Source organism: Lysinibacillus sp. NPDC048646 (assembly GCF_050272295.1).
Lineage (GTDB): Bacteria > Bacillota > Bacilli > Bacillales_A > Planococcaceae > Lysinibacillus.
Genome location: NZ_JBNNLZ010000002.1, coordinates 28,068 through 53,779 on the forward strand (window position 1 = coordinate 28,068; position 25,712 = coordinate 53,779).

The following is a 25,712-nucleotide window of genomic DNA, read 5'->3' on the forward strand; positions in this document are numbered from 1 at the left end:
AACGAATACACAGGTACAAGAAATTATGAAACAAGTTAAAGACGGTTCCTTAACTCAAGAGGAAGCCAATACACAACTCAAAGAACTTGGTGTGACTCTTCCAGATCATACTTTCATCGGAAAAGGCGATAAGTTCGCAAATTTAGATGATGAAACGAATACACAGGTACAAGAAATTATGAAACAAGTTAAAGACGGTTCCTTAACTCAAGAGGAAGCCAATACACAACTCAAAGAACTTGGTGTGACTGTTCCAGATCATACTTTCATCGAAAAAGGCGATAAATTCGCAAATCTAGATGATGAAACGAAAAAAGAAGTTACAGAGTTAATTGAAAAAGCAAAAGTACAAATGGAAGAATTAGGAGTTGATTTCCCTACAGAAAAGTTTAATCAATTAATTGATTAAACAAAGAAGATTACTTTACAATGTTCTTCGTATAAACCTATTTAGAAAGATTCTTAACTTTCTATGATCCAGATGATAATCCTTTAGGTGTTTGTCAATAAAATTTAACAAAAAGACCGCTCCGTGATGAACTGCACCTCCAATTGTTAGATTTTGTCTAACAATTGGGGTACAGTTCAATGATGGGTGGTCTTCTTTATTTCCTTAATATGTATGTTTTTGAATTTATGTGCCTATTATCATAACAGGTCAAGTTGATAGTGCAACTGATTTTATTAGAGATAAGAATAGGGAATTAAATCCAAATAAAATGAATTTGAGGTATTATTTTAACAAAACAATTTCAAGACATTTGAAATTGGGGGTACCCACCTTTTTCATTTAGCAGATATAAAAACTGTGAACAGTAGAAATTTTAGTCAAGATTTATGCAACTATACGAAAGAAGGACGGTCAAAGCTACATAAACAACTAAAGAACGATGTAGTCATCGAAATAAATAAACTGTTAAAGACAATCTTCTATACCAATAACCTTGAGCCGCAGATAATCGAATTTCAAGATACTCTATGCAGTCAGGAAAATGTGCAATAATATCTAAAAAGAGTAAGATGGAACGCCTAATGCGGTAAAAGCTGCACGTTGGGTGTGGAGCAGGGGAAATGATGGAGATGTGTGAGACGTTCTTGCGTAAGTAAAACGTTGATATATCAATGTTTAAGCGACAAAGGAATCAAACCTTACTTGAAATCCGAACAAGTACGATACCTTATGATAGCTACAAAAACCTCAAAATCATCAAGGAAACGGTTCACAAACTCGTACACGCAACGAAACCTGAGACAATCCATAAATACATGATTGAGTTAGAACTCTCGAATGACAAATTGGATAAACTTAACAAATTGCGTGAACTCGTAGGAAACGAACCAATCTGTATTCATGAAGAAAGCAAAATCGAAGTGGAACAATATGAACAACTAGCGTTGTTCTAACAGAAAGAAACAAAACGAAAATCGCTATTAGTATGGAGGAAAACTACTCTACTGATGGAACGCCGTATGAGCTGAAAGGTTTACGTACGGTGTGGAGCGGGGGAAAAGACGAAGATTATCTCAAAGTCTTACCTATCGCTATAACTTCAAAGTCTTACCTATTGCTATAAGGGGGATTGGTTAAATATGAAAAGCCTTATAACTGAATATAAGGCTTTCACGACTTTAACAGTTAAAATCTGTTTATAAAATTAAAGAATCTGTGTTAATTCTGAGTTCACAAACCGTTGGGCATCAATGATAACACCTGATGCTGTTCGCCCGTAAACGCTATATAATCCACCAGTTTGATTTGGAGCAATTTCAACTTCATATTGAAACGCACCTCCTACACCTGGAGTTACAAAAGTAGAAGCATTAGCATTTGCTGCAAAAGCAGTTGTTGATAGTAATTGTCTTGTACCGTTAAGTCTAAAAACTCGGACTACTCCAGTTAGTAGACCTCCAGTGAGATTGAGAACTTTGATACGAACGCTAGAGGCATTAGCTGGTAGATTTCCTGAATTTTCGATTGGACCAGTAGTTAAAGGCATGTAATATTCACCTCCTCAAAATTAAAGATTTATAATCTGCAGATTACATTACATAATATGCAGTACTCTGCTACATTCTCTAGTCTTATTAATCATGTTTCTACAAATAAAAGAAATGTGTGCATTGATTGCTAGAAAATTTATCAAAAGAAAATCTGTAAACAAAGGTGAACCTATATACCAAGACAGAATACCGTAGTAGAAACACCTAATACGGCGAGAGCTATATTAAGTAACTGAACAATATGAAACAAGGTAGGTGCTGCACATGTACGAATGGTTGAAGAATTATCAAAGACTAGAGGACGAAATCACATACCTTGAACATAATTTGATTCGCTCACAAACGAATTGAAAAGATGGGTACATGGTGATTTAGCTAAATATAAGCTTACTGCAGAATCAGATGGTGCAAAGCTAGAAGAACGTATCGATGTCATCGAATACGAGCTTGCACATAAAATGAATGATTTACATGATTTATGAAAGCTCATTAATACATTTCAGGGAATCGAGCATCAAATCGTTTACAAACGATATATAGAAGGAATGACGTTTGGAGCAATTGCAAATGATCTATGTTATAGCGTAGGATACATCAAGAGAAAACATGCTGAAATTGGACGCACTATAAAATTCGTAACAGAATATAGTAATGTAAAATAGTACACTTTTAGAGTACGCCTTCTAGGTGCTGAATCTATTGAAATAATGGGATATGATAGTAGTATCAAAAAGCGCACGGAAATGCGTACAAAAAATTTCCTTACAATAATAACCACGTTCGCTTGTCGTGTATTCTGGAAACAATCCATTACTTCTTTATAGTTCAGCATTAGACCGTACAAATAGTAGGATCTTTTGTGCAATTGTAATGGGTGATAGCCTATGTCTAGGATTTCATCTAAGAATAGGATGTTTGTAGTGGATGAGCAACCACTAAAATTATTCGTACACAATTTAAAACCCTTTGTACAAAAGATCACTCTATAATAATGAGTGGTCTTTTGTTTTTATTACAAAAAATTTTATTAATAACTATGCAGTATAAATGTCTATTCCCTTTGTACTTCTTAGAATAATGTAGTAAAAACAAGGAGGATGATAAAATGAGTTTTGAAAGCTTTAACCGAGGTAGGTCAAGTAGAGGACTTGTGAGGTGTCATGATAATTGCTGTGGATGTTGTAATTGCAAACCATGTCCACCAGGACTACAAGGACCACCTGGAACTCCGGGAGTACAGGGAGTACAGGGACCACCAGGACCACCAGGACCTTCAGGTGCGGGTCTTGGGTTTGCTTTTATTTACGATACAACTCAACAAACAAATATCCCAACGAATGGGTCAGTTACTTTCAATACAGATGGCAATATTACACCTGCAGGGTTTGTAACACATACACCAGGAACAGCACCTATCACTATTACTCAAACTGGTACGTATCTTATTACCTATGAGGTGTTCCCTCAACAGGGTACTTCTGCATTTGCTCTGTTCAATGGCAACACCCAAATAGCAGGTTCTACTTATGGATCTGATTCTGGTAACCAAACGTACAGTGGTCAAGTAATCACGACTTTTAATGCAATGGATGTTCTTACATTAAGAAATATTGATAGTCAAACAACTTTAAGGAATACAGTACCTTCTAATGTTCAGGTTGACAGTGCTTCTATTGTAATTATAAGATTGGCATAAGTTTTTTTATTGTGAGTCACATCTAACCAGGTGTGGCTTTTTATTATGCAGTTAGCATAAGGAGGGTGAGGGGTGAACAATGATTAAAGAAGCACGTAAACAAGAACTCATCGCGTTCATTCAAAAAAGTGAGCTAATGAAGTTTTATAAATCAAATGAGTGGATGACATTAAGGCTAGAAGCATTGAAACGTGATAACTATGAATGTCAGTTATGTAAGGCAGCTGATCGTTATCACAAAGCGGAGAATGTTCATCATATGAGAGAAGTAAAGACGCATCCACATTTGTCATTGACTCTAAACAACCTACAATGCTTATGCATTAAATGCCATAACGAAGTACATGATCGTTTGGAATCAACACGTAAAAATAAATATGCAAATGACGAGAGGTGGTAGGAGTGCAACTTACTGATGATACATGGACGTTTGATACAGATGTTGTCGATGCAACTGTAACGAATGACGATCGCAATTGGTATGAGCGGATATGTTAAATGCGTTTACTCGTTATGCTTACTATCGTTACAAGCAGATACGTGATTGTGTGTATTCACGTAAGTGTAAGCACATGACGATTGAGAAAGTTCGTGAACAATTGGCTATTGATAGAAAGCTTATCTTCACTAGTGAACTGTTACGTATAACAGCTGATGAAATCCATTACATCGTCGACTTTGCTGACAGGTATTTACAGTACGTCAAGTAGACCCCCCGGTCAAAAACTTTCGCCTTTTTTAAGGGATTCTTTCAACGTAACCGCATAGCACAACAACAGATGGCTAATACGATTACAGAAACTCGTCAAGCCATTGAAACGCAAGAAAGAGCGTTTAATCAATTGCGACCATTAATGCAAGTAACTGGCCGGTCCGTCAACGAATTTGCGGATGTTATCGGTGCTGACATGGTTAACGCAATCAATCAAGGACGCGCAAGTGCGCAGGATTTGGAGCGTGCATTTGAGCAAATTTCACGCGCTACACAAGGCACGTCCGCAAATATAGAAGAGATTAGACGGGCTTTATCTAGGCTAGACGGTTCTAATATCGAAGAAATCCGTCGTGATTTGGAACGACTTGGAGAAGACGTAAATGAAGCCGAACAAGAAGTAAATGGGCTTACAGATAGTTTAAAGTCTATGGCAGGCGTGGCGGTTGCAATTGTCGGTATTGGGACAGCTGTGTCAGAGGCGCTAGATAGTGCGAGTCTAGATACATCCATTAAAATTTCTTTATGTGACTACATTAAATCGAGTAGGGGCTATTGCTAAGAAGATAGGCATCGAGTGGGGAGGTACTTGGACAAACGCTATTGACCGACCACATTTTGAAGTTAAAACTTGGAAGATGCTGAAAGGATACAAGTTAGAAGGACAAATAATTGTACCAACCACTAGCAGTATGAAAGTTCAATTAATTGTGGAAGACAAAAAGGAGGAAATCAAAGTGACAAATACAAATTGCAATCCAGGTTCGCCAGCTATGAAAACTGAAACAGAAAACTTTATTGCACAGGCTGTAAAGGATGGTATTATTCAGGCTTCACATTTGAAGGATTTACAGAATGGGACCATGACTACGGACCGTTTAATGGGGTTGTATATTACGATTCAGCAACGACGAAATAATAAAAAATAGTTAAAATCAGCTCAAGTTCACTTTGAGCCTTGGTTTTTTTTATTTTTACTTAAGTTTATCACCTTTCCTAGATGCAATAGCAAAACTATCAGGTTCTGAAGTACCGATTGAAACTAAGATGTCATCTTTCTTATATCGACCTGACCAATACCCCGTATTTTTTTCATCCTTTTCTTTTTCCCATCCATTGATCATTAAGATAAGTCTATATTCAAATGGAATTCCTTTGTTAGAAGCTCTTGACCATTCGAAACTAATATTATTAATTGTTTCACCTTCATCTTTATATTTCACTATTGCTACTATTTTTTTCACTTCAATCTCTCCCACAAACTTAATTAATTTTCACTATTTACCATTTTAATTATATAGATGGAAAATACACATAAATAAATTAATACTATATGTCTGTTTAATGAAATAATTATATTAGTTAAAAATTACCGCTTGTCAGAATACAAATATTTGTTCTGAAACGATTACAAATGAATGTTCTTATCAAGGGAGTGGAAAGGATGAAAGAGCAACTGATTTAAGCAATGCAGCGCAATCAATTAATGAACATGATATATGTATTTGAAAGTGGTTTAGTAACAAAAAGGCGAATAAAAATCATTAAAGTTGTTGGTGTTTCATTTCAAGCGTTCCGTTTCACAAGACAGGCGAAACGTACATTTACTATCAATAATGTTTTAGTAGTTGTTCCAGTCCTTCATAAAGAGCGTGAAGTTATATGATTAATGGGGAACAGCGTAAGCTTTTACATGAATTTGTGAAATTAGATTTAGCTATACAATCATTGCAACGTGATTATGAAGTCATTGAAAACCTGAAAATGAAAAATGTTTATGCTCCAATACTTGAAAAATAATTAAAGGCAATTAGTGATCATTCCAATGTAAAAGTAATCGTAAATGAATAATCCTTTAAGACGATTCCAATTTATAACTGAAACTGCCAGGCTACATAGAAGTGTTAGCCTGGCAAATTATATAGGTTTATTAGTAGTAAATAAATGCAATATTTATTACTTTATAATGGTAGCTTGAAGTATTCAGCGCCACTAATAGCGTCAATTTTTTCGCAGTCAATAACTACCGTTCTAGCAGTAGTACCTGTTATTTCTAGGAAGTATGCACAACAACTTTTTGGATCAAAGTTGATGAAAGTAAGCCTTAAGAAACTACCTCCACCTGATAGGAAAACGTCTACTAAAGTACCTGGCTCTAAGCGTTTTAAGAAGTTACAAGCGCTTTGTCAGATTAATAATTGTCTTTGTGGTTTTTCTTACAACGTTTTTTAACTTCCACGTTAACATCTACTTCTACTTCTACTTCTACATCTACATCTACATCGATAAATACTTTTTCATGTTTGCGATGATGGCATTTATCATGTTTCTCTTCGTGTTTCTTGTGTTCACACTTGCATTTATCATGTTTCTCTTCGTGTTTTTCACATTCGCACCAACATTTGGATTTTTCATCTTTATGTTCGTGTTTCTTGTGTTCACACTTGCATTTATCATGTTTCTCTTCGTGTTTTTCACATTCGCACCAACATTTGGATTTTTCATCTTTATGTTCGTGTTTCTTGTGTTCACACTTGTATTTATCATGTTTCTCTTCGTGTTTTTCACATTCACACCAACATTTGAATTTTTCATCTTTATCCATTTTTTCTTTATAATCCCAGTTCATATGTTTTACGTATCTATTATCTTGCATCATTCAATCTCCCTTTTTGTAATTTTTTTTGTAATGCTAGCGCTAAGCCTTACACTTCTAATCTATGAATTTAAATGGAAGGTACTTGGTAATTTGCCCCTGTAAAAGATTAAAAATAATTTATTTCTAGAAATGTTGAAAAATAAATGAATACCTAGATTAAATGAAAGCTAGTGAATAATAATTTTAAAAGGAAAGGATAGATAGACTTTTGCCTGAAGACAATAAAACTCTTTATTCTTTAATCTGAAGATCTCTTTTATAGCGGATGCGAATTACAAGATGGACTGGAGAGATTATATGAGAGGATTAATAAAAAGTGTTGTTATTTTATTTTGCTTAATATTAATCACTGCAGCCTTAATCAAAAATAATCAACATTCTTTCAAACAATCCAATCAAAATGACAGCAATTATGTAGATAAAGTTAGTGAAAAATTACAAACCTCGAGTTTTACAAAAAAACAATAGTAGCACTACAAGCGGCAGGCTGTTTCAGCTCAACATGACGGCATTCATTCCGAATTTCGGTTAATCAGTTGTGACTGTGATGACAGTCCTCCCATTTCATGCATAAGCATTTATAGGGAAACGTTTCGCACACTGAACACTTTGAGGGAAGAGATTAATAATTGGAGGTGTGGCTAATGAGCAGTATCGCACAAGAACAAATAGCTACTATAGCTGAGGTAGCCATAGCAAAATTTAACGAACTTCAACAAGAAGAAAAAGTAAAAAGATTAGACAGACGGCTTTTTAATACGAGAATATTGTTGAAAAATTACCGTCATTTAAAAGTGTACTGTAATGAAATGAAAGAGAGTATGGATTTAGAAGATGAGGAGCAAGTAGAAATAATCACTCCTGATAAGGAATACCTAACATTAGAATCAATAAAAAGAAGTGAAGCTCGTACACTGGCTATGATGCGTTTTATTGATAACATGATTAGAGTCTATGAAATGGACTGTAATCACTTAGGAGCAGAAGCGGTACGCAGATATGAAACACTATTGTATTTTTATATAAAGAATGAAAGAAAGAGTTACGCTGAGATAGCCAAGTTGCATAATGTACACGAACGCACAGTACAAAGAGATTTGAAAGAAGCAATTCATGCTATGTCAGTTCTTTTTTTCGGCACAGATGGATTGCGGTTACAACTGTAATCGTGTCGTAAAGATGTCGTTTTAAACGCATTTTAAATATTTTATAGTGTAAATGTAGAGTAATTGGATTTACTTTACATCCGTAGTCTTCCAACTCGACATATAAAGTCCTGTTTCAAACAGGCAATAAAACTAAATAGACGTTTGCTGAAACATCAACACTACAGAGCCACATCTAACAAGGTGTGGCTTTTTATTATGCCTTAAAGGTGGTGAGTGTATTGCTAAAGAGTTGTACTTATTGTGGGGGTATTCATAAGCGAGGACAACAGTGTCCATCCAAGCCAGCAGCTATAAAGAATGCAACATACATAGATAAGTTTAGATGGTCGTGGGCATGGAAGAATAAGCGTGCACACATAGCAGATCGTGACAAACATCTATGCCAGGTATGCTTGCGTAACCTACACAATACTCAGACACAATACAACTTCACAGACTTAGAGGTGCATCACATAGAACCTATAGCAGATGCATGGGACAAACGACTAGAGGATGAGCAACTCACAACGATTTATGATGGCTTTACTTGATGGAATGACGTATAGACAAATTGCAGAATATCTATCAGCATCAAAGGATTACGTACGGTTAAAGAAGCAAATCATCTTTAGCCAAATTAGCCAAATTAGCCAAATAAGTACGATTTTGACCTACGAAAAATTTGCAGTGTAAAATGGTGGGGAGGCCGTCAAGGTAAAAGTTTCCTACCTTGGTATTTATAAAAACCTAATTATTAGGGAAAGACAGACCGACGACCGACCAGCGCCCCATAAACTCGTTCGGGGCATGACATACATGGCCGGTCCATATTTTTTAAGCGATTAGGGGTTGACTTAGCTTAAATGTTGTAGTTAAAAATAAGATGTTAATATCATTCCCTTCCTCATAATTGTCTCCCTTCATTGAATAATGTAATAACAAGGAGGGTGACAAAATGAGTTTTGAAAGTTTCAATAGAAGTGAAAAGGGATCAACTAAAAGAATTAGCAGAATTCATGATGATTGCGAAGAAAGTTGTAATAACAAAAATGATCATCAAGGACTACAGGTACCACAACAACCTGTAGGTACGGGTCTTCCGGGGTTTGCTTATATTTATGATACAACTGCACAACCAGCTATCCCGAATAATGGCCAAGTTACTTTCAATACAAATGGCAATATTACACCTGCAGGGTTTGTAACACATGTACCAGGAACAGCACCTATTACTATAAATCAAACGGGTATTTATCTTATTACCTATGAGGTGTTCGTTACAGGTGGCCCTAATGCATTTGCTCTTTTCAATGGCGATAACCAAATAGCAGGTTCCAATTATGGAGACAATGCTGGTAACGCAACGAAAAATGGTCAAGTAATAACGACTTTAAATGCATCGGATGTTCTTACTTTGAGAAATATTGATCCAAACCCAACAGCTTTATTAAATGTAACTATTCCTGGCACTCCGGTTATCAGCGCGTCTATTGTTATTTTAAGATTAGCGTAAGGGTTTTATTGCGAGTCACATCTAACAAGGTGTGGCTTTTTATTATGTATTTGTAATAAAAGAAAAATGCCTTTATGTATTATTTTATTTTATTTTTACCGTGTGACAATGCCTTTTCCTTTTGCATGATGCTTTCTTGGTCTTTCGTTTTTTCCTAGAAAATATTAATTCTCTTGTTTAAGTAAAGATTGAATCCAATTTCTAATTTCTTCTAGAGAAGTCATTAGCGTTAAACCGAGGTTTGCCCCTGTACCCATATCAGAATTAATGAACCCAGTATCCAAATGAAACGTAAATTCATATAAATTATCTTTATGCTTATACTTCTCATAAGAAAAAGCAATTCCTGGAGACAGAACACTTAAAGATCCGTGTTTTTTTTCACCTATTTTTTCTATCTGGTTAAGTAAGGTTGTAATATCTTCATTTAACCAAACAAAATTATGAGCAAACTCTAAAAAACCAAATGAACAGGTTAACTTAAACTCTATTTCAAATAAATCATTTTCGGATTCTCCAATTCTAATTACCTCATGTTTAACTTCTGTTTCACTAAATTCGTAATCAGTATCTTTAAGTGTATATTCCATTACTTTCTCCTTTAATTTCACAAAAATTTAAAAATTCGCAGAGTCCCAAATGTTTTTAGGTTTACCTTGACGATAAACCGTCACCACAGTTTTGCATTATTTGACATAACTAAAGTAGTGCTAGTACCTTCGTCCCATAATATTTTAGCACCCGTATCTCTATCTCCACCTCTATCAAGCGCATGCTTTGTAAATTGTTTCATTAATTGAGCTGTGCGGATCAAAGCAACAGAAAGTGGAGCTAAAAAAACAGGAATTCTAGATTCAATAACTGGATCACCTTCATAACTATAGTACTCTATAAGATCCAAGTAATCATCGTTTTCAACAATGAATTCCATACCGCTAACATATGAATATTCATCATACGTTTGATATGTATTCTCTAAACTTTCCTCATTGTTAGAATCCAGTTCAGATGCTGAGGCTGAAAAACCCACAGAAGAGAAAACTAAAGAAAGGGATAAAAATGTAGAAACAAATTTTTTCATAATAAATAAAAATTCCTTTTTAACCCATTAGTGGAACGTTCCAATTGAATTCTAACATAATATGAATAGTTAATATCGACATCTTTATATAAATGAAAGTATTTTGTTTAACTAACAGTAAAATGGGATTTTTCCTATTGTACTAAAAATTCTCATTAAAAAAGCCACTCGTTTGAGTGACTACTTTACTTTAGATTATTTTCTAATTCTTCCTTAGCTTTTGCCTCACCTTCATTATCTTTTGAAGTTTTAGTTGAATCGGTTGTTGAAATAAATCCAATAAACACAATAATCAATATAGCTAATGCAATACCTGCAAACTTGATTTGTTTCATATTTTCTTTGTCCTTCTTTGCAAATTGAACAATTGCTAAAATAATTAAAATAATAATAGCTGTAAGACTCAAAATCGAGATAATCAAAATTAAATCATCCATATATATATTCCCCTTTCATTACCATTTTAGGTAATAGAGGATGAAAAGTACATTAAGAAATAATCAACCAGAGATGTCAGCTAGTGACATTCCATTTTTAAAGGAACACTTAAATTATGAGATAATTGTGCAACAATTTTTAAAAAAAATTAAATATACCCTTTTAGATGACAATGATTTAACCTTAGAAGTACCAAATATTACTTTAGAATTAAGAGAAGGAACGCCAAGTGTGTATAATTGTTTGTTTGAGGATATGTCGTCGTTCTATCCATATTAGGTTTATAAATAGAGAAGATTAATTTTTAGTACTATTATCAAGCATGCAAACATTATTAAAAGACCACTCAGTGTGATGAAACATCATCCTATTGTTAGACACTAACTAACAATAGGAATGCGGTCCATAATGGGTGGTCTTCTTTATTTCCTTAATATGTATGTTTTTGAATTTATGTGCCTATTATCATAACAAGTCAGGTTGATAGTGCAAGTGATTTTATTAGAGATAAGAATGGCCTATTTAAAATTGCTATGAATATTAAAGAAAGTTTTTAGTATTTTAGAAAAGGCAACGAAATAAAAAGACACCTATAGCCCAAACTGCTAGTCAGGAGTATCCACCTGTGAAATTTGAGTAGGATCAGATAGTTTAAGCAGTTCCTTCTCTTCCGCCTCTGATAAAACCAAAATTGGGTTGGGTTTTCATGAAAAAATATCCAGTTTAACTTCTAACATAAAATGTCCTCCAAATTTTTTATAATAAACGATAAACTGTAGGTCCATAAGTTCTTGTCATTAAGTAGTGACAAACAATAAAAAAACAACCTCGAATAATAAACCTTTTTTATTCGAGGGATTTTACTTATTATTTTTATCTAAATCATCCTTGTATAAAGCAGGATCAGTGTCATACATTACACCTTGATAACATTCATCACACCCAGTAGCCTTCATAACTCCACCTCCAGGCGGACATTCTTCACACAGTTCAGTCTCATGTTGATGTGTTAGAGTATAGCCATCCTGAGTAGGACAAAAATCTTGTGTCGTACATTTGGTAATACCAGGCCTTCCGTGATTACTTTTGTAAAAACAGCATAGATACGCCATGAAATTTCCCTCCTTTTGTTAAGGCTTTCCACCATCCATAGACGATTTGTCCTTTCATGAAAATATAAGCCTTACTTTATAGAATGTATTTAAAAAGCCTTTTTATACGAATGAATTGACTACATCAACAAACCATTTTTTGGCTTTTTTTATTATGTAGAATTATTGATATTTAAAGGATAATCAATTGGAGAATTACCTTGCCTTGTTCTTGACATTTTCTTTGTAACTATAAAGAAGGTGATTTAGGTGGTGTTCGGTAAAAAGCAAGTGTGCTACTAACAATTGATAATGAAGATTCTCAACAAATGATTGAAATTGATTTTAAGCAGTATTTTAAACAGATTTTTTACGGAATATTTATAAAAATCAATTAAATATTAAAAGCCGATTAGAAGAGAATCTTTGTTAAAATAAATTTTTTTAAAATTGAACCTATTATGATTTGATAATCGTCTAATAGCAGAATTTGAAGTAGGTTGAAAGGGAGGGTAGTAGATTGGACAGAGAAGAAAAAGATTTCATATTAGAAAAAATGATGATTGAATATGGTAATGAGTTGATACGATTGGCATTTTCTTATGTAAAAGATACAGAGATTGCTAAGGATATGGTTCAAAATACGTTTATCAAATGTTACAAAAACCTTGATTCGTTTCGATTTGACGCACAAATAAAAACATGGCTCTATCGTATAACAATTAACGAATGTAAAGATTATTTAAAAAGTTGGAATTACAAAATGGTACAGGTAAAAAGTTTTATAAATGAAACAGCAAAGTCAATATTACCATCAACAGAAAAAACAGTTATCGATAATTACAATAATGAAGAAATAAAAGATACTATCTTTTCTCTTCCAAAAGTGTATCGGGAAGTGGTTTATCTATACTACTATGATTCATTAAAGACAGAGGAAATTGCCAAAGTTTTGGATATTCCAGTTAATACAGTGAAAACTAGATTAAGAAGAGCAAAACAAAGATTAGAGTCGATGATAAAGGAGGCAGAACTTAATGGAAGATAAACGATTAAGAGATAAATTTTATAATACGTCTGAACAAGAACTAAGATTTACGAAAGAAGACCGTAATGAAGTATTTGAACAAATTCATAAACTGGAGAAGAATAATAATACACAAAAAAAATCGCTTGTTTCTTCTTCAAAAAAATTCGCTCCACTTACAGTTTCTTTATTAGTGGTGGGCTTGTGTATGTTTTTGTTTCTTCCATTGATTTTCCCTGGAAACTTTAATGAAGAATCTAATACAAGTGTTGAAAATGAACCAGTGGTTGAGGAAGCTGGATTTTTAACCACTTTAATTACGGTGAAGTCGAAAGAAATGGATAATCGAATATATCTTAACCTTCTACTTACTTATAGTAAAGATAAAAAGATGATGAAAGTTTTATCGATTCCTCATAATACGTATGCGCCGATAGCAGCTAACAATGATGGGACTACTTTGTACGATAAATTGTTATTTGCTTATAATTTTGGCGGCGCTGAAAATGTAAGAACAACCGTTTCAAAACTATTAGATTTACCAATTGATTATTATGCAGTTATCGATTTAGAAACCATTTCAACGCTAATTGATTCCGTGAATGGTATAGATTACGACTTGCAAGAAGATAATCGTGTAAGAGCGATAACTAGAGTAGCATTTGACTTCGAAAAAGGACCGCATCGTTTGAATGCCGAAGAAGTTGTGGCATTAATGATGGCGGCTACAGTGGGAGAGGGAAGCAACTTAGGTGAAGAAAACCTATTAAACCTCATTAGTGCTGTTATTAATAAAACAAAAAACGAAATCCCACAAACACAATTAAAAGAACTTACTACTAAAATAGAAGCCAATACATCAATTGATCATTTGTTAGAGAATAAAATAGAAATTAATTCCGTAAAATCGTTATCTATAAGTGAGGGAATAAAATCGGAAATGATAGATAGTAAATACTATATTATGTTTGAGAAAGGTTTTTTAAATTCTATTTCAGAAGAGTTAACCACATTTAACTAAAAAGAAATTGGGGTATTTAGGAATTTTTGTTGAAATATTTATGGATGTAATATGACACGTGCACAGTTAGCGAAGGTGCTTGTTGGTGTGCTTGGACTAACACCTGAGGGGACGATTTCATTTGCGGATGTAGCTAGCGAGCACTGGAGCGCAGGCTATATTGCGGTGCTGGAGCGTGAAGGCATTGCGCTTGGAGCAATGGCTATTTCCGCCCGAATGTACCTGTGACACGTGCGCAGTTTGTGGCATTTTTACATCGTATTATGCAGTATCAAAAGCAGTAGTTTTGGCAAGCATATAATTTTACTAGGGGCTGTGAGGGAGGTATTTACTTACAAGCCTTTTATTTTGTGATGGTGGCTAGGAAGTCGTATTTGAAAGACCGTTTTCTCATAGGGAACCCTTGTTAAATGAATACTGCCATGATGCAAAACGACAATTTCCTGTACAATGAACAGCCCGATGTCAAGACCTTCATGGTGTACACGATAAAATTCTCTTCGCTCAATATTGAATTAAATAACAAAAAAGAAGAGATAAACGAAGAAATGTTTCAGTCTTTCATTGATTATCTCCAACGTGAATTAAATGTTGAACATGCAGATGTATGTAACTTTTATGTTTGAAACTGAACAATGGGTTAAAGAATTTTAATAAATAAAGCGTGAGGCTATATTTTTTCTCATGCTTTATTTTATTTAACCTAGTAGTTAAGAATATGAAGTTTTCACTATTAATTGTCGTTGTATAATTTATTTAATTACTAATGTTTACAATGACTTTAGATTCTATACATTTCGAGAAGGAAGTGAAGTAATGACTACATATCAAGCAGTAGATTCTTAATTTAGTAGGGCATAGAAAAGAAGAGCAAGTTTCTTATTTTTCTAATCCAGAATCGTATTACTTAATAGCCATCTCCATATAAGTTTCTCTATTCTTTGTAGTTCTTTGTGACATATACTTTTTAATAAAAAGAGGTTCTTCTTATAAGAACAGGGGCGTTAATCCAATTGGGATTACTGCTTTTTTTGTTGAACTAAGTGTCTATTTTTTTTTATGGAGTATCCATTCTCTTCTAAAGAAGCTCTAAGGTTAGGTAGAGATGTCGGTCTTATTCCATGAATTCGTAATATTTCTTTTTCACTAAACTTTGATAGTGTTGCAAAGTAGTGATTCGAGAAGGTATCTTAGCTGACAAAGGATAGTTTGTTATAGGATAATGGTGATATATTTGATGGGCAAAATAGTGGGGGATACTCCAAAATGAAGGAAGTGCAAACAATGAATTTTGAAATGGTGATGCAGGAGCTTGAAGCACTTGGCAAGGAACGAACTAAAAAAATTTACATGTCCAATGGGGCGCATGAGCCGCTTTTTGGCGTGGCTACAGGTGCGATGAAGCCAATAGCCAAGAAAATAAAAATCAATCAACCATTAGCTGAAGAGCTTTATGCTACAGGGAACTACGATGCAATGTACTTTGCAGGCATTATTGCCGATCCAAAAGCAATGACGGAGTCGGATTTTGATCGATGGATGGATTCGGCCTATTTTTATATGTTGTCTGATTATGTGGTAGCAGTAACTTTAGCGGAAGCGGATATTGCACAAGAAGTTGCTGATAAATGGATCGCAAGTGGTGAAGAGCTGAGAATGTCAGCGGGGTGGAGTTGCTACTGCTGGCTTTTAGGGAATCGCTCAGATGTTGAATTTTCCGAAAGCAAGATTGCCAATATGCTTGAAATTGTGAAAAATACGATTCACGATGCGCCTGAACGAACGAAATCTGCTATGAATAATTTCCTAAACACGGTGGGCGTTTCATATTTACCGCTTCACGACAAGGCGGTTGAAACTGCAAAAGAAGTAGGTCCAGTAGAACTCAAAAAGGACAATAAAAAAAGTAGTTTCCTTCACGCTTATGAAGGCATTCAAAAGGAAGTAGCTAAAGGAAGAATTGGCTTCAAACGCAAATATGTAAGATGTTAAACAATCGCCTCGTATCACGAATAATATTCAATTATCGAGGGCGTTGATTAAGTAGGATAAAAGTTGGAAGGAGGAAGCATAGTGATAAATCAAATAAATGAAAAAAAAGCGCGTTTAGATGCACTTCGACCACTTCCTAAATATACATTGAAAAGTTTGCGTGAAAAGTTATTATTAGAATGGACGTATAATTCAAATGCCATTGAAGGCAACACATTAACAATTCATGAAACAAAGGTTGTTCTTGAAGGAATCACAGTCGGCGGGAAGACGATGCGGGAGCATTTAGAAGTTATTAATCACCGTGATGCCATTTCGTATGTAGAAGAACTTGTTCACAAAAAAGAACCGTTATCTGAATGGCACATTAAGAATCTCCATCGTCTTGTCTTGAAGGGGATAGATGACGAGTGTGCGGGTGTATATCGGGACCAACAAGTGTTTATTTCAGGTGCAAAGCATACACCCTCAGCTCCTTTCCTCATTGTTGAAAAGATGGAGCAGCTAATGGATTGGTATAATACCGAGGGGATTCAATTACATCCTGCTGTAAGAGGTGCTATGCTGCATGTGATTTTCGTTGGCATTCATCCATTTATCGACGGCAATGGCCGAACATCAAGATTGTTATTGAACCTAGAGCTGATGAAAGATGGTTATCCACCTGTGGTGATTAAAGTGGAAAATCGTCTAGTTTATTATGAAGCGTTAGATAAAGCTCAGACAATGCAAGATGTCGATGATTTTATTCAGTTGGTTATAGCAGAAGTAAATGATTCGTTAGATCTTTATTTAAGTGTGATGAATGAATAAAAAATTTACTATATCATTAATTTAGTCACATAGAGGATGTGGATTTACGTCTTGGCATCCGTTTGTGTGGGATTTGTAAAGAGAAAGGACGGAGTACACGAGATGAATGATTTAATAGAAAAGGTTCGTGGCATTTATGAGCAATTTGATGCGAGTCACGACTTTCAACATATTGAGCGCGTTTATCACAATGCGTTAGCGATTTTACATACTGAGCCTGAGGCAGACGCAGAGGTTGTAAAAATGGCGGTGCTTTTACATGATGTGAGCGATAAAAAATATACCGATAGTAAAGAGCAGGAAGAGAAATTCATTACTGACTTACCAATGAGCGAGGCGAAAAAGCAACATATTCGTGATTGCATCGCACAAGTATCGTTTAATGGTGGCAATGAGCTAGAGGCGACTTCGATTGAAGCGAAAATTGTTCGTGATGCCGATCGTTTAGATGCCATTGGTGCGGTGGGGATTGCACGGACGTTTGCTTACGGTGGCGCGAAGGGACGTAAGCTGTACGATGAGGCAGAGGAAGCTCGCACGGTTATGACGGAGCAGGAGTATCGCAGTAAAAACACTTCGTCTGTGACACATTTTTACGAGAAGCTGTTATCGTTGAGGGATTTAATGACAACGGATAAAGGCAAGCAAATGGCTGAAGAACGCCATCAATTTATGGAAAGCTTTTTACAGCAATTACGAAATGAAATAGGTAAATAAAAACTAACATTCCTTAAAAGGCACTGGGAGTAGGTCACACTACATTCTAGTCGCAGTAACATTTGCACTACAAGAAAGCAGAGAGGTGGTCTTTTTGAAGGCTACCTCTCTGCTTTTCGCGCTGCAGAATTTTTCTTGTCCACTGCAAAGTCCTTTATTGGCCATCTAAACAACAATTGACCAGGGCTCAAATGTAGAGTACCTGGCTTTTTTGTGTATAAAATCAAGGTGTTTAATTTGTAAAAACAATATTTTTTTATCGATTTTCGATAAAATGATATTGACTATAATTATTTTTGTAGTTATTATCTGTATTATGAAAAATAGCAAATGCTAAAAGAGGAATATGATTTGAACGAGGGAGGAGTAAATGTCGGGTGGAGCCTTCCATTCGCAGATACCAATTTTACATTGTAATGATCCATTTTGTGGGGTCACCTATTGTTTCAAGCGTATTATTCCATAATCGGGATGTTTTATAAGATTTTTTAGTAGACACATTGTAATTTCGGAGGAAGTAAATGATTACAAAACTAAAAAGGGGTTTGTCGAGGTACAAAACTAAGCATGTCGATGCTTTCGGTATTACAATATGAAAACAATGAAAAATTTATTTTATTTTGCCTACCACCAATCTTTATCGTGTGTTTTTCCTGTGGTAATTTTTATAACACTCGCGCTGTCAAAAACTATTAATATACCTGGATTATCACGTTACGACATTATCCTAGTTATTTGTCTAATCGCTCAATTTTTAATGTATAAATTCAAAGTTGAAACAAAAGATGAGATGAAGGTTATATTACTATTTCATATTATTGGACTAGTGTTAGAAATATATAAAGTTCATTTCAATTCATGGGCATATCCAGAAGAAGCACTAACAAAAGTTTTTGGCGTGCCATTATATAGTGGTTTTATGTATGCAAGTGTTGCTAGTTATATTTGCCAAGCGTGGCGTAGATTTAACTTAAAGATGTATTGTTGGCCGCCAAATTATTTGACCATTCCACTAGGGTTGATGATTTATGGAAATTTTTTTACACATCATTTTATTTATGACTTTCGCTGGGTGTTAACTATTTTACTGTTCATTGTATTTGCACGCACTTCTGTAAAATTTTCAGTGCGAAAAACGATATATAAGATGCCAATTATTTTCTCTTTTTTCTTGATTGGCTTTTTTATATGGATTGCTGAAAATATTGCGACATTCTTTGGCGCATGGCAGTATCCAAATCAAGCTGTTTCTTGGAATCTTGTACATTTTAGTAAAATCAGTTCTTGGTTTTTGCTTGTAGTCATAAGCATCATAATTGTTGCACAACTCAAACAATTATATCGCAACACGTAAGGTATGTTTTTAGAGATACTGTTACTTCTACATCTATTATGAAATTACAATGGCTACCAATTTTCTGCTTTTTGTATTTTGAGCGATGTAGATGAAAGGAACAGGCATCTACATGTCAAAACAAGATGCTCATTGAAGTGAAACATAAAGGAAGGATTTAGTATGAATAAACGTCAAACAAAGAAACAAATAAAAAGGCGCAGACTGAAATGGCTGAACATGTTCAAAATAAAAGGCAGAATTCATATGGACAGAAGGGGATAAAGGTTATAAATTGAAGTCAATAAAGTATGAAACTTTCTTTAGTGTTAATCAGCTTGTAAGGGGTGAGTTCGGTATACTATCAGACTTTTTTTGCCTTAATTCGTTTGGCTGCCCTCATTGTAAAATAACAGACCTTTCTCTATCTTAGAATACTACCATCTTAAAGAAAATAAACTAAGGCTTAGCACACAAGCTCGTATAATTTCATTCTAATATAATACAATTATACCAATTTACAACAATTTGTGTATAATAATTTTGAAGGAGGAAAAATTATAAAAAAGTACGATCTATTTTGACTTGCTTTTGCTTTACCAGTTAAAACAGAGGCCGCACAAATATTTAGTTATGTGCCACACCACGTCCAAACTACAATGACATTACATATTTATTGAGCAAGAATGTCATCGGCAAAAGTAGTAAATATGGAGTGTCAGATATTGTCACTCGTGAAGAGGTTGCCGTAATGGGGCTAAAGCCGTTGGATTAAATGGTACGCAGCGTGCTACAAAATTTAGTGATGTTCCAGCAAGTAATGTGGATGCTAATGTTTTAGATACAAATGATGCATCTATTGTCTTAAAAGCTGGACATTATGGCTCGTATCTAGTAGCTCATTGAACTTCTTAAAAGCTGTTAAGCCCCTGAGACAACTATTTTAAGATATGGAAAAGAGAATAGCTATGGGCATCCACATGATGAGGTCATAGCTAACATGAAGGCTGTAGGCAGTAAGATTTATTCAACAGTACAGGATGGGACAATCGTTGTAACTACAAATGGAAGCACTTATTCAATAAATGCAAAGGAATTTATTCCACCTAAAGTTAATCCTGTTCCATCTGTTACTGAACCTGTAAAAGAAACAATACATCAGAGCCTTTCCCACAGCCAGAACTAACACCTACGAAAAAATATTTTAAAAATTGTACAGAATTAAATAAAGTTTATCCTAACGGTGTTGATTCATCACATCCAGCTTACGACAAGAAAATGGATGGAGATGGAGGGGCTTGCGAAAAATAAACAATAAAATGTTAAGGGAGACTTACACATGAAAATTAAAACACTAGTAATATTCATGACATTATTGTTAGCATTTACATTCAAATTTGATGTAGCTGACGCAAATACTTTTAAAGAAGTAAAAATTATAAATTCTTCAACTAAGGTATATGAAAAACCAGATTCTAATTCCAAAGTGCTAGGTACTGTAGAGAAAGGCACTTTTGTTACTTTAATTAGCGAGAATCATAACGTTTCATTTTCTCGTATAACATATCTAACTAGCGACGATAAAATCATAGATGGTTATATTAATGGTTCTGCACTTGAAGATGCTCAATATACTATTAAAATAGCTAGCTCTAAAAGTGGTTTAGTTGTAAAAGAAACTCCTTCATTAAAAGGGAAGACGGTTGCAACATTGCAACATAAGATGGTCGTAAAAGACTTTGGATCAGTAAGAGACGGATTGTCATTAGTACAGTATGGAAATGTGATTGGGTATGCAGCTACTAACTTTATGAGTAATACGAAACCAACAACTAAATACGTTGTATCGAGTAACCTTGTTGTGAGGAATATTGCAAGTCCTTCTGGAATTAATGTTGGAGAACTTTATAAAAATGAAGAAGTATCAGTTCATTCTACAATCGCTGGGTGGTCATACGTGACAACTTCTTCTTCTGAGGGTTATGTCGTAGATTCTAATTTAAGTTCAAAAAATCCGAATGCGACAACAAGTAGTAAACCAAGCAGCTCGTCAAATACTAATACTTCAAATGGAAGTAAATCAACATATAAAAATTGCACAGAACTTCGTAAGGATTATCCAAATGGAGTAGATTCTTCTCACCCAGCTTATGCTAAAAAACATGATCGTGATGGTGATGGTTGGGCATGTGAAAGATAAATGTGTCTGCTTATTGTGAAAAAAATTTTTATAGGAATGCTATTTAAAATGGATTTGAAGTAAATCAGCATATAAAAAAATTGTACAGAAAAAGGAGGGCATGAAAGCCCTCCTTTTGACATCGTTTCTTCCCTTTATAAAAAAATAACTATTAAGGCTTTGTTTGAAATATTTCATTGAAGAAGTTGCAAGATTCCTTCTGGCTGTTTACCCGGCCATATTCAGCCCACGTATTTGACTGCGCATTTTTTCAGAAATTGCTAAACCCGCCGCGTCGTCTCCAGCTTTATTGATTATAAATCCAGAAGACAGTTTTTCTAATACACTATCAGCCTTTTTCTTATGTTGTGTTAATCTATTATTTGTATTTAGAGATGAAATGTTATGCTTAATTATCACAAATATAACTCCTTTAAAAATTATTCTAAATTTCTAATTTAAGATAATATTACCATTTCACTATTATTTATGTAGTCATTGAGAATAAAATCCTTTTTAAACATACAAAATCACTCTAATGATACACGTTCAATCGTTTCTTTTCGACGTGCATAGATTCGTTTCATGTCACTTTGATGATGTAGAAATGATCGGCTTCTTCCACATGACGCGCCCAAATATGACGTTCAATGATTTTTCGATGATTCTTACTTGTCGTACATGGAGCCAATAACGGACAACTTGCGCATTGAAGTGGATTGGATTTATACTGTCTTCTGCCTTCTTTCGTTGTCGTTGAATAGGACACTAGTTGATTGGAGCGCAGGCGGCGACTTCTGCTAAGAACAGCTTGAGAGGAAGGCCCCGCAGGAGCGTAACGACGAGGTGACTGAAGCCATGCCCGTGAAAAGCGTCCGCCGCAGCGGAAAGCAACGGGTTTATAAGGTACTTCTACTTTACACGACAGGAAAAGTTTGTTGTCCTTTGTTTACCTTTTGTTTGATGTTATGATAAACAAGGATATCAATAAAAAGTATAGATAGAGATGTTTACATGTAAAAATAGTGTGGGCACTAACAACACCTAAAACGAAAGAGATGGAAAACGTAATGAGTCATTTAATCGTACAAAATTTAACGAAAACGGTGGGCGATAAAACGCTCTTTCAAAATATCGAATTTACCCTTTATGAAGGAGAGCGTGCAGGTTTAATCGGCATTAATGGTACTGGTAAATCAACGTTGCTTTCTATTTTAGCTGATCAAATCGAGGCAGATGCTATGGATATTGACCGCCCCAATAAATACCGCGTAGCCTATTTACCGCAAGAGCCGACTTTTAATGGCGGCGAAACTGTATTACAGGCCGTGTTTTCAGGTGATTCACCGATTTTAAAACTTAATCGTGAATATGAAGAGACCGTTGCAGCACTCGCTTTAAATCCAACATCTGAAAGTTTACAAAAAACGTTATTTAGCTTACAGCATCGTATGGATGAGGAGCAGGCGTGGGATGTCAATGCGCTTGCCAAAACAGCACTAACAAAGCTTGGCATTGAAATGTTTGATAAGGAAGTATTAACGCTATCAGGTGGTCAACAAAAACGTGTCGCTTTAGCGAAGGTATTAATAGAACCGGCCGATTTGTATTTACTGGACGAGCCGACCAACCATTTAGATGTCCAATCTACTGAATGGTTACAGGAAATGGTATTACGCTTAAAGGGTGCTGTGATTTTCATTACCCATGATCGTTATTTCTTAGATGAATTGTCCACACATATTTACGAGATAGCCAACCAAACCTTGTATCGTCATACGGGGAATTATGGTGACTTTTTAGAGGCCCGTGCTATTCGTGAAGAAATGGCTGCGGCATCTGCCCAAAAGGACCGCAACCGCTACCGCTCGGAATTAAAATGGATTCGTCGTGGGGCGAAGGCGCGCTCAACAAAGCAAAAGGCACGTATTCAACGATTCGAACAGTTAGAGGATAACTTAGAACGTAAGACAGATGACGTGTCCCTTGAATTGGGCCTAGCAACAACTCGTCTTGGCCGTAAAGTATTAGAGGCGGAAAGTATCTCAAAAGCGTTTGGTTCACAAAAGATTTTAGAGAACTTTGCCTTTTTACTACAACAAGGCGATCGTATCGGCATCATTGGTGCTAACGGTGTTGGTAAATCAACATTACTCAACATGCTGGCGGGTGAGATGATACCCGATGCAGGAGAGATTCATGTCGGCTCAACGGTGAAGATTGCCCATTTCAAACAAACCTTACCGAAAATGAATGAAAACGAGCGCATGATCGAATATATTCGTGAAGCTTCAAATGATATAACAGATGCAGAGGGCGTACGCTATTCGGCAGCTCAAATGCTTGAGCGTTTCTTATTCCCGCTGCATGCACATGGCACACCAATCGGTAAGCTATCCGGTGGGGAACGCAAACGTCTGCATCTATTAAAGTTATTGATGGAACAGCCGAACGTGCTTTTACTGGATGAGCCTACAAATGATTTAGATATTGAAACACTAGGGGTGTTAGAGGATTTCATCGAGCATTTCCCAGGCGTGGTTATCACCATTTCCCATGATCGCTTCTTCCTCGATCGGATTGCCAAGAAGTTATGGATTTTGGATGGTCAAGGTCATGTAGAAGAGTCACTCGATATTTATAGTGAATACTTACAGAAGCGTGAGCAGCAGGCAGCTGTCAAGGTGGATGCACAAAAAATAGAGAAACCGAAGGCGGATAAGCCAAAGGTAGAGAAGAAAAAATTATCATTTAAAGAGCAAAAAGAATGGGAAACCATTGCCGTGGATATTGAAAAAACAGAGACAGCAATTATGGAAGCAGAGGAAGGCATCGCAAACGCTGGTGCTGATTTTACGAAGCTGCAGGACTTAACGGCTAAACTAGAGGAGCTAAATGGACACTATGAGCATCTCATTGAAAGATGGTCGTACTTAGATGAAATCGTAAACGGATAAGGAGCGTACTACATGAAGATTATAACAATTGAACCGACACCAAGTCCTAACTCTATGAAAATTATCGTGGATACGGAGTTACCGTTTGGTAAAAGCTATAACTTTACAAAGGACAATAAAGATCAAGCTACTGGCGAGGCGGCAGCTATTTTAGCAATTGAAGGCGTTAAAGGTGTTTATCATGTAGCTGATTTCTTTGCGGTCGAACGTAATGCGAAGTACGCCTGGGAAGGTATTTTATCGAGCATTCGACAAGTGTTGGGTGAAGATGTACAGGAAGCTAATGACATACAGATGGCGAATGAATTTTATGGTGAAGTGTACGTCCATGTACAGTTTTACAAACAAGTGCCTCTACAAGTAAAGGTGTTTGATAATCAGCGAGAACATCGTGTAAGCTGTGGGGAGCGCTTTGTCGATACTTTTAATAAAATTATTGATACCGATGAAGATGAAAACTACATTTTCCAGCGTAAGTGGATTGACTATGGCGTACGTTATGGGGAGCTTGAGGAAATTGCCGAAGCGGTGAAGCAGGAAATCGATGTGACCTATTCAGCGGAGCGCTTAGCTGAAATTGTGGCAACGATAAATGATTCTGAGAAAATTAATCAAAAGCCTGCTAAGTTAAAAATTTCTGTGGAGCAGTTCCAACAACCTGAGTGGGAAAAACGATTCCAATTACTCGACCAAATGGCTGATCCTGAACTAGACGATTTACCACTTTTAGATTTAGCGTTGCAAGATGAACAAATGTCCATTCGACGCTTAGCTACGGTTTACTTAGGCATGATTGAAGATGTTGCGGTTGTGCCGTATTTGGAAAAAGCGTTGCAAGATAAAAGTGCTGCGGTGCGTCGTACGGCAGGGGATTGTATGAGTGACCTAGGTTTAGTTGAATTTGAAGAGGCGATTCAACAAGCATTACAGGACAAAAATAAACTCGTTCGTTGGCGCGCGGCTATGTATTTATATGAAGTGGGCACAGAGAAATCGTTACAAGCATTAAAAGCAGCGCAAGATGATAAGGAGTTTGAAGTTAAACTCCAAGTGAAGATGGCGATTGCCCGTATTGAACAGGGTGAGGAAGCAAAAGGCTCTGTATGGAAGCAAATGACGCAATCTCGTCAACAATAATCATTGAGGGAAAATCAGCACTCTAATCATGAGTCGCTGATTTTTTTATTGGGGGAATAAATAACTACTCGGGTAGGCAGCGCAATCGCTCAGGGTGAAGGAGGAACCGCTCAGGTAGGCACGACATCCGCTCAGGTGAAGGGAAGAACCGCTCAGGTAGTCACGACAAACGCTCGGGTCAGGATCAGCAACGCTCG

The 25,712-nt window shown here is 35.7% G+C and carries 31 protein-coding genes and 6 pseudogenes; 29 read left to right on the forward strand and 8 right to left on the reverse strand.

The features are described from left to right. A pseudogene (locus ACQKII_RS02330) lies at nt 1-409 on the forward strand (hypothetical protein); the annotation flags it as partial. A 713-nt stretch (nt 410-1,122) separates the two neighbouring features. Further along, entirely contained in the window at nt 1,123-1,404 is a 282-nt protein-coding gene (locus tag ACQKII_RS02335) for a hypothetical protein (protein WP_427455974.1), read from the forward strand. Nucleotides 1,405-1,655: 251 nt separating this feature from the next. On the opposite strand, the gene ACQKII_RS02340 is transcribed toward ACQKII_RS02335, so the two are convergent. Beyond that, nucleotides 1,656-1,997 (reverse strand): ATPase, encoded by a 342-nt coding sequence (locus tag ACQKII_RS02340; RefSeq protein ID WP_427455976.1) that lies wholly within the window; start codon nt 1,995-1,997, stop codon nt 1,656-1,658. Between the two features lie 268 nt (nt 1,998-2,265). Here ACQKII_RS02340 and ACQKII_RS02345 point away from each other — a divergent pair. From ACQKII_RS02345 to ACQKII_RS02370, 6 genes and pseudogenes are all read left to right on the forward strand, one after another. Next, nucleotides 2,266-2,663, forward strand: a pseudogene (locus tag ACQKII_RS02345) (hypothetical protein). A gap of 443 nt (nt 2,664-3,106) precedes the next feature. Then, nucleotides 3,107-3,697, forward strand: a complete 591-nt coding sequence (locus ACQKII_RS02350) for a hypothetical protein (RefSeq protein WP_427455978.1) — start codon at nt 3,107-3,109, stop codon at nt 3,695-3,697. A gap of 79 nt (nt 3,698-3,776) precedes the next feature. Then, nucleotides 3,777-4,097 (forward strand): HNH endonuclease, encoded by a 321-nt coding sequence (locus ACQKII_RS02355; RefSeq protein ID WP_427455980.1) that lies wholly within the window; start codon nt 3,777-3,779, stop codon nt 4,095-4,097. 172 nt (nt 4,098-4,269) lie between these two features. Beyond that, entirely contained in the window at nt 4,270-4,407 is a 138-nt protein-coding gene (locus ACQKII_RS02360; RefSeq protein ID WP_427455982.1) for a hypothetical protein, read from the forward strand. Nucleotides 4,408-4,476: 69 nt separating this feature from the next. Then, entirely contained in the window at nt 4,477-4,971 is a 495-nt protein-coding gene (locus ACQKII_RS02365) for a hypothetical protein (protein ID WP_427455983.1), read from the forward strand. Next, nucleotides 4,937-5,338, forward strand: a complete 402-nt coding sequence (locus ACQKII_RS02370) for a M15 family metallopeptidase (protein WP_427455985.1) — start codon at nt 4,937-4,939, stop codon at nt 5,336-5,338. Before ACQKII_RS02365 ends, ACQKII_RS02370 begins: the two co-directional genes overlap by 35 nt. A 45-nt stretch (nt 5,339-5,383) precedes the next feature. On the opposite strand, the gene ACQKII_RS02375 is transcribed toward ACQKII_RS02370, so the two are convergent. Further along, a complete protein-coding gene (locus ACQKII_RS02375; protein WP_427455987.1) occupies nt 5,384-5,653 on the reverse strand; it encodes a hypothetical protein in 270 nt (89 codons plus the stop codon). Between the two features lie 224 nt (nt 5,654-5,877). On the opposite strand from ACQKII_RS02375, the gene ACQKII_RS02380 reads away from it, so the two are divergent. Together ACQKII_RS02380 and ACQKII_RS02385 are read left to right on the forward strand one after the other, a co-directional pair. Continuing rightward, nucleotides 5,878-6,075 carry a transcriptional regulator gene (locus ACQKII_RS02380; RefSeq protein WP_427455989.1) on the forward strand — a complete coding sequence of 66 codons (198 nt, stop codon included), beginning with the start codon at nt 5,878-5,880 and terminating at the stop codon, nt 6,073-6,075. Further along, nucleotides 6,072-6,209, forward strand: coding sequence for a hypothetical protein (locus ACQKII_RS02385; protein WP_427455991.1), 138 nt, complete (start codon nt 6,072-6,074; stop codon nt 6,207-6,209). Before ACQKII_RS02380 ends, ACQKII_RS02385 begins: the two co-directional genes overlap by 4 nt. Nucleotides 6,210-6,600: 391 nt before the next feature. Here ACQKII_RS02385 and ACQKII_RS02390 read toward each other — a convergent pair whose 3' ends face one another. Continuing rightward, nucleotides 6,601-7,068, reverse strand: coding sequence for a hypothetical protein (locus ACQKII_RS02390; protein ID WP_427455993.1), 468 nt, complete (start codon nt 7,066-7,068; stop codon nt 6,601-6,603). 297 nt (nt 7,069-7,365) lie between these two features. Between ACQKII_RS02390 and ACQKII_RS02395 the strand changes: the two genes are divergently transcribed. From ACQKII_RS02395 to ACQKII_RS02410, 4 genes are all read left to right on the forward strand, one after another. Next, entirely contained in the window at nt 7,366-7,536 is a 171-nt protein-coding gene (locus ACQKII_RS02395) for a hypothetical protein (protein WP_427455995.1), read from the forward strand. A 176-nt stretch (nt 7,537-7,712) separates the two neighbouring features. Next, on the forward strand, nt 7,713-8,234 hold the full coding sequence (locus ACQKII_RS02400; RefSeq protein WP_427455997.1) for a hypothetical protein: 522 nt from the start codon (nt 7,713-7,715) through the stop codon (nt 8,232-8,234). A 221-nt stretch (nt 8,235-8,455) separates the two neighbouring features. Next, nucleotides 8,456-8,767: an HNH endonuclease gene (locus ACQKII_RS02405; RefSeq protein ID WP_427455999.1), complete on the forward strand. Its 312-nt coding sequence runs from the start codon at nt 8,456-8,458 to the stop codon at nt 8,765-8,767. A gap of 404 nt (nt 8,768-9,171) precedes the next feature. Beyond that, the gene (locus ACQKII_RS02410; RefSeq protein ID WP_427456001.1) at nt 9,172-9,729 is read left to right on the forward strand and encodes a collagen-like protein; all 558 of its coding nucleotides are present in this window, start codon (nt 9,172-9,174) and stop codon (nt 9,727-9,729) included. A gap of 164 nt (nt 9,730-9,893) precedes the next feature. Here ACQKII_RS02410 and ACQKII_RS02415 read toward each other — a convergent pair whose 3' ends face one another. The 3 genes from ACQKII_RS02415 to ACQKII_RS02425 form a co-directional block, all read right to left on the reverse strand. Continuing rightward, complete coding sequence (locus ACQKII_RS02415) at nt 9,894-10,319, reverse strand: hypothetical protein (RefSeq protein ID WP_427456003.1); 426 nt, start codon at nt 10,317-10,319, stop codon at nt 9,894-9,896. An 80-nt stretch (nt 10,320-10,399) separates the two neighbouring features. After that, nucleotides 10,400-10,810: a hypothetical protein gene (locus ACQKII_RS02420; protein WP_427456005.1), complete on the reverse strand. Its 411-nt coding sequence runs from the start codon at nt 10,808-10,810 to the stop codon at nt 10,400-10,402. 185 nt (nt 10,811-10,995) lie between these two features. Continuing rightward, complete coding sequence (locus ACQKII_RS02425; protein ID WP_427456007.1) at nt 10,996-11,247, reverse strand: hypothetical protein; 252 nt, start codon at nt 11,245-11,247, stop codon at nt 10,996-10,998. Between the two features lie 40 nt (nt 11,248-11,287). On the opposite strand from ACQKII_RS02425, the gene ACQKII_RS02430 reads away from it, so the two are divergent. From ACQKII_RS02430 to ACQKII_RS02490, 13 genes and pseudogenes are all read left to right on the forward strand, one after another. Then, complete coding sequence (locus ACQKII_RS02430; RefSeq protein WP_427456008.1) at nt 11,288-11,527, forward strand: hypothetical protein; 240 nt, start codon at nt 11,288-11,290, stop codon at nt 11,525-11,527. A 1,332-nt stretch (nt 11,528-12,859) separates the two neighbouring features. Next, nucleotides 12,860-13,387, forward strand: coding sequence for a sigma-70 family RNA polymerase sigma factor (locus ACQKII_RS02435; protein WP_427456010.1), 528 nt, complete (start codon nt 12,860-12,862; stop codon nt 13,385-13,387). Beyond that, nucleotides 13,377-14,387 (forward strand): LCP family protein, encoded by a 1,011-nt coding sequence (locus ACQKII_RS02440; RefSeq protein WP_427456012.1) that lies wholly within the window; start codon nt 13,377-13,379, stop codon nt 14,385-14,387. Before ACQKII_RS02435 ends, ACQKII_RS02440 begins: the two co-directional genes overlap by 11 nt. Nucleotides 14,388-14,438: 51 nt before the next feature. Then, complete coding sequence (locus tag ACQKII_RS02445; RefSeq protein ID WP_427456013.1) at nt 14,439-14,615, forward strand: hypothetical protein; 177 nt, start codon at nt 14,439-14,441, stop codon at nt 14,613-14,615. After that, nucleotides 14,603-14,671, forward strand: a pseudogene (locus ACQKII_RS02450) (hypothetical protein); the annotation flags it as partial. The gene ACQKII_RS02445 and the pseudogene ACQKII_RS02450, both read left to right, overlap by 13 nt. Nucleotides 14,672-14,797: 126 nt before the next feature. After that, nucleotides 14,798-15,013, forward strand: coding sequence for a hypothetical protein (locus tag ACQKII_RS02455; RefSeq protein WP_427456015.1), 216 nt, complete (start codon nt 14,798-14,800; stop codon nt 15,011-15,013). Nucleotides 15,014-15,671: 658 nt separating this feature from the next. Then, nucleotides 15,672-16,379 carry a DNA alkylation repair protein gene (locus ACQKII_RS02460; protein ID WP_427456737.1) on the forward strand — a complete coding sequence of 236 codons (708 nt, stop codon included), beginning with the start codon at nt 15,672-15,674 and terminating at the stop codon, nt 16,377-16,379. Nucleotides 16,380-16,460: 81 nt separating this feature from the next. Beyond that, on the forward strand, nt 16,461-17,192 hold the full coding sequence (locus ACQKII_RS02465) for a Fic family protein (protein WP_427456017.1): 732 nt from the start codon (nt 16,461-16,463) through the stop codon (nt 17,190-17,192). 102 nt (nt 17,193-17,294) lie between these two features. Then, on the forward strand, nt 17,295-17,909 hold the full coding sequence (locus tag ACQKII_RS02470) for an HD domain-containing protein (RefSeq protein WP_427456018.1): 615 nt from the start codon (nt 17,295-17,297) through the stop codon (nt 17,907-17,909). Nucleotides 17,910-18,501: 592 nt separating this feature from the next. After that, nucleotides 18,502-19,263 carry a DUF817 domain-containing protein gene (locus ACQKII_RS02475; protein ID WP_427456020.1) on the forward strand — a complete coding sequence of 254 codons (762 nt, stop codon included), beginning with the start codon at nt 18,502-18,504 and terminating at the stop codon, nt 19,261-19,263. Nucleotides 19,264-20,242: 979 nt separating this feature from the next. After that, nucleotides 20,243-20,428, forward strand: a complete 186-nt coding sequence (locus ACQKII_RS02480; RefSeq protein ID WP_427456022.1) for a hypothetical protein — start codon at nt 20,243-20,245, stop codon at nt 20,426-20,428. Nucleotides 20,429-20,442: 14 nt separating this feature from the next. Further along, nucleotides 20,443-20,553 (forward strand): annotated as a pseudogene (locus ACQKII_RS02485) (excalibur calcium-binding domain-containing protein); the annotation flags it as partial. A gap of 28 nt (nt 20,554-20,581) precedes the next feature. After that, on the forward strand, nt 20,582-21,442 hold the full coding sequence (locus ACQKII_RS02490; RefSeq protein WP_427456024.1) for an SH3 domain-containing protein: 861 nt from the start codon (nt 20,582-20,584) through the stop codon (nt 21,440-21,442). 213 nt (nt 21,443-21,655) lie between these two features. On the opposite strand, the pseudogene ACQKII_RS02495 reads toward ACQKII_RS02490, so the two are convergent. Next, nucleotides 21,656-21,841, reverse strand: a pseudogene (locus ACQKII_RS02495) (flagellin); the annotation flags it as partial. A 122-nt stretch (nt 21,842-21,963) separates the two neighbouring features. Continuing rightward, nucleotides 21,964-22,196: pseudogene (locus tag ACQKII_RS02500) on the reverse strand (transposase); the annotation flags it as partial. A gap of 295 nt (nt 22,197-22,491) precedes the next feature. Between ACQKII_RS02500 and ACQKII_RS02505 the strand changes: the two are divergent. Both ACQKII_RS02505 and ACQKII_RS02510 read left to right on the forward strand, forming a co-directional pair. Beyond that, entirely contained in the window at nt 22,492-24,378 is a 1,887-nt protein-coding gene (locus ACQKII_RS02505) for an ABC-F family ATP-binding cassette domain-containing protein (RefSeq protein ID WP_427456026.1), read from the forward strand. A 12-nt stretch (nt 24,379-24,390) separates the two neighbouring features. Beyond that, nucleotides 24,391-25,515 carry a conserved virulence factor C family protein gene (locus tag ACQKII_RS02510; protein WP_427456028.1) on the forward strand — a complete coding sequence of 375 codons (1,125 nt, stop codon included), beginning with the start codon at nt 24,391-24,393 and terminating at the stop codon, nt 25,513-25,515. Nucleotides 25,516-25,712 lie beyond the last annotated feature (197 nt).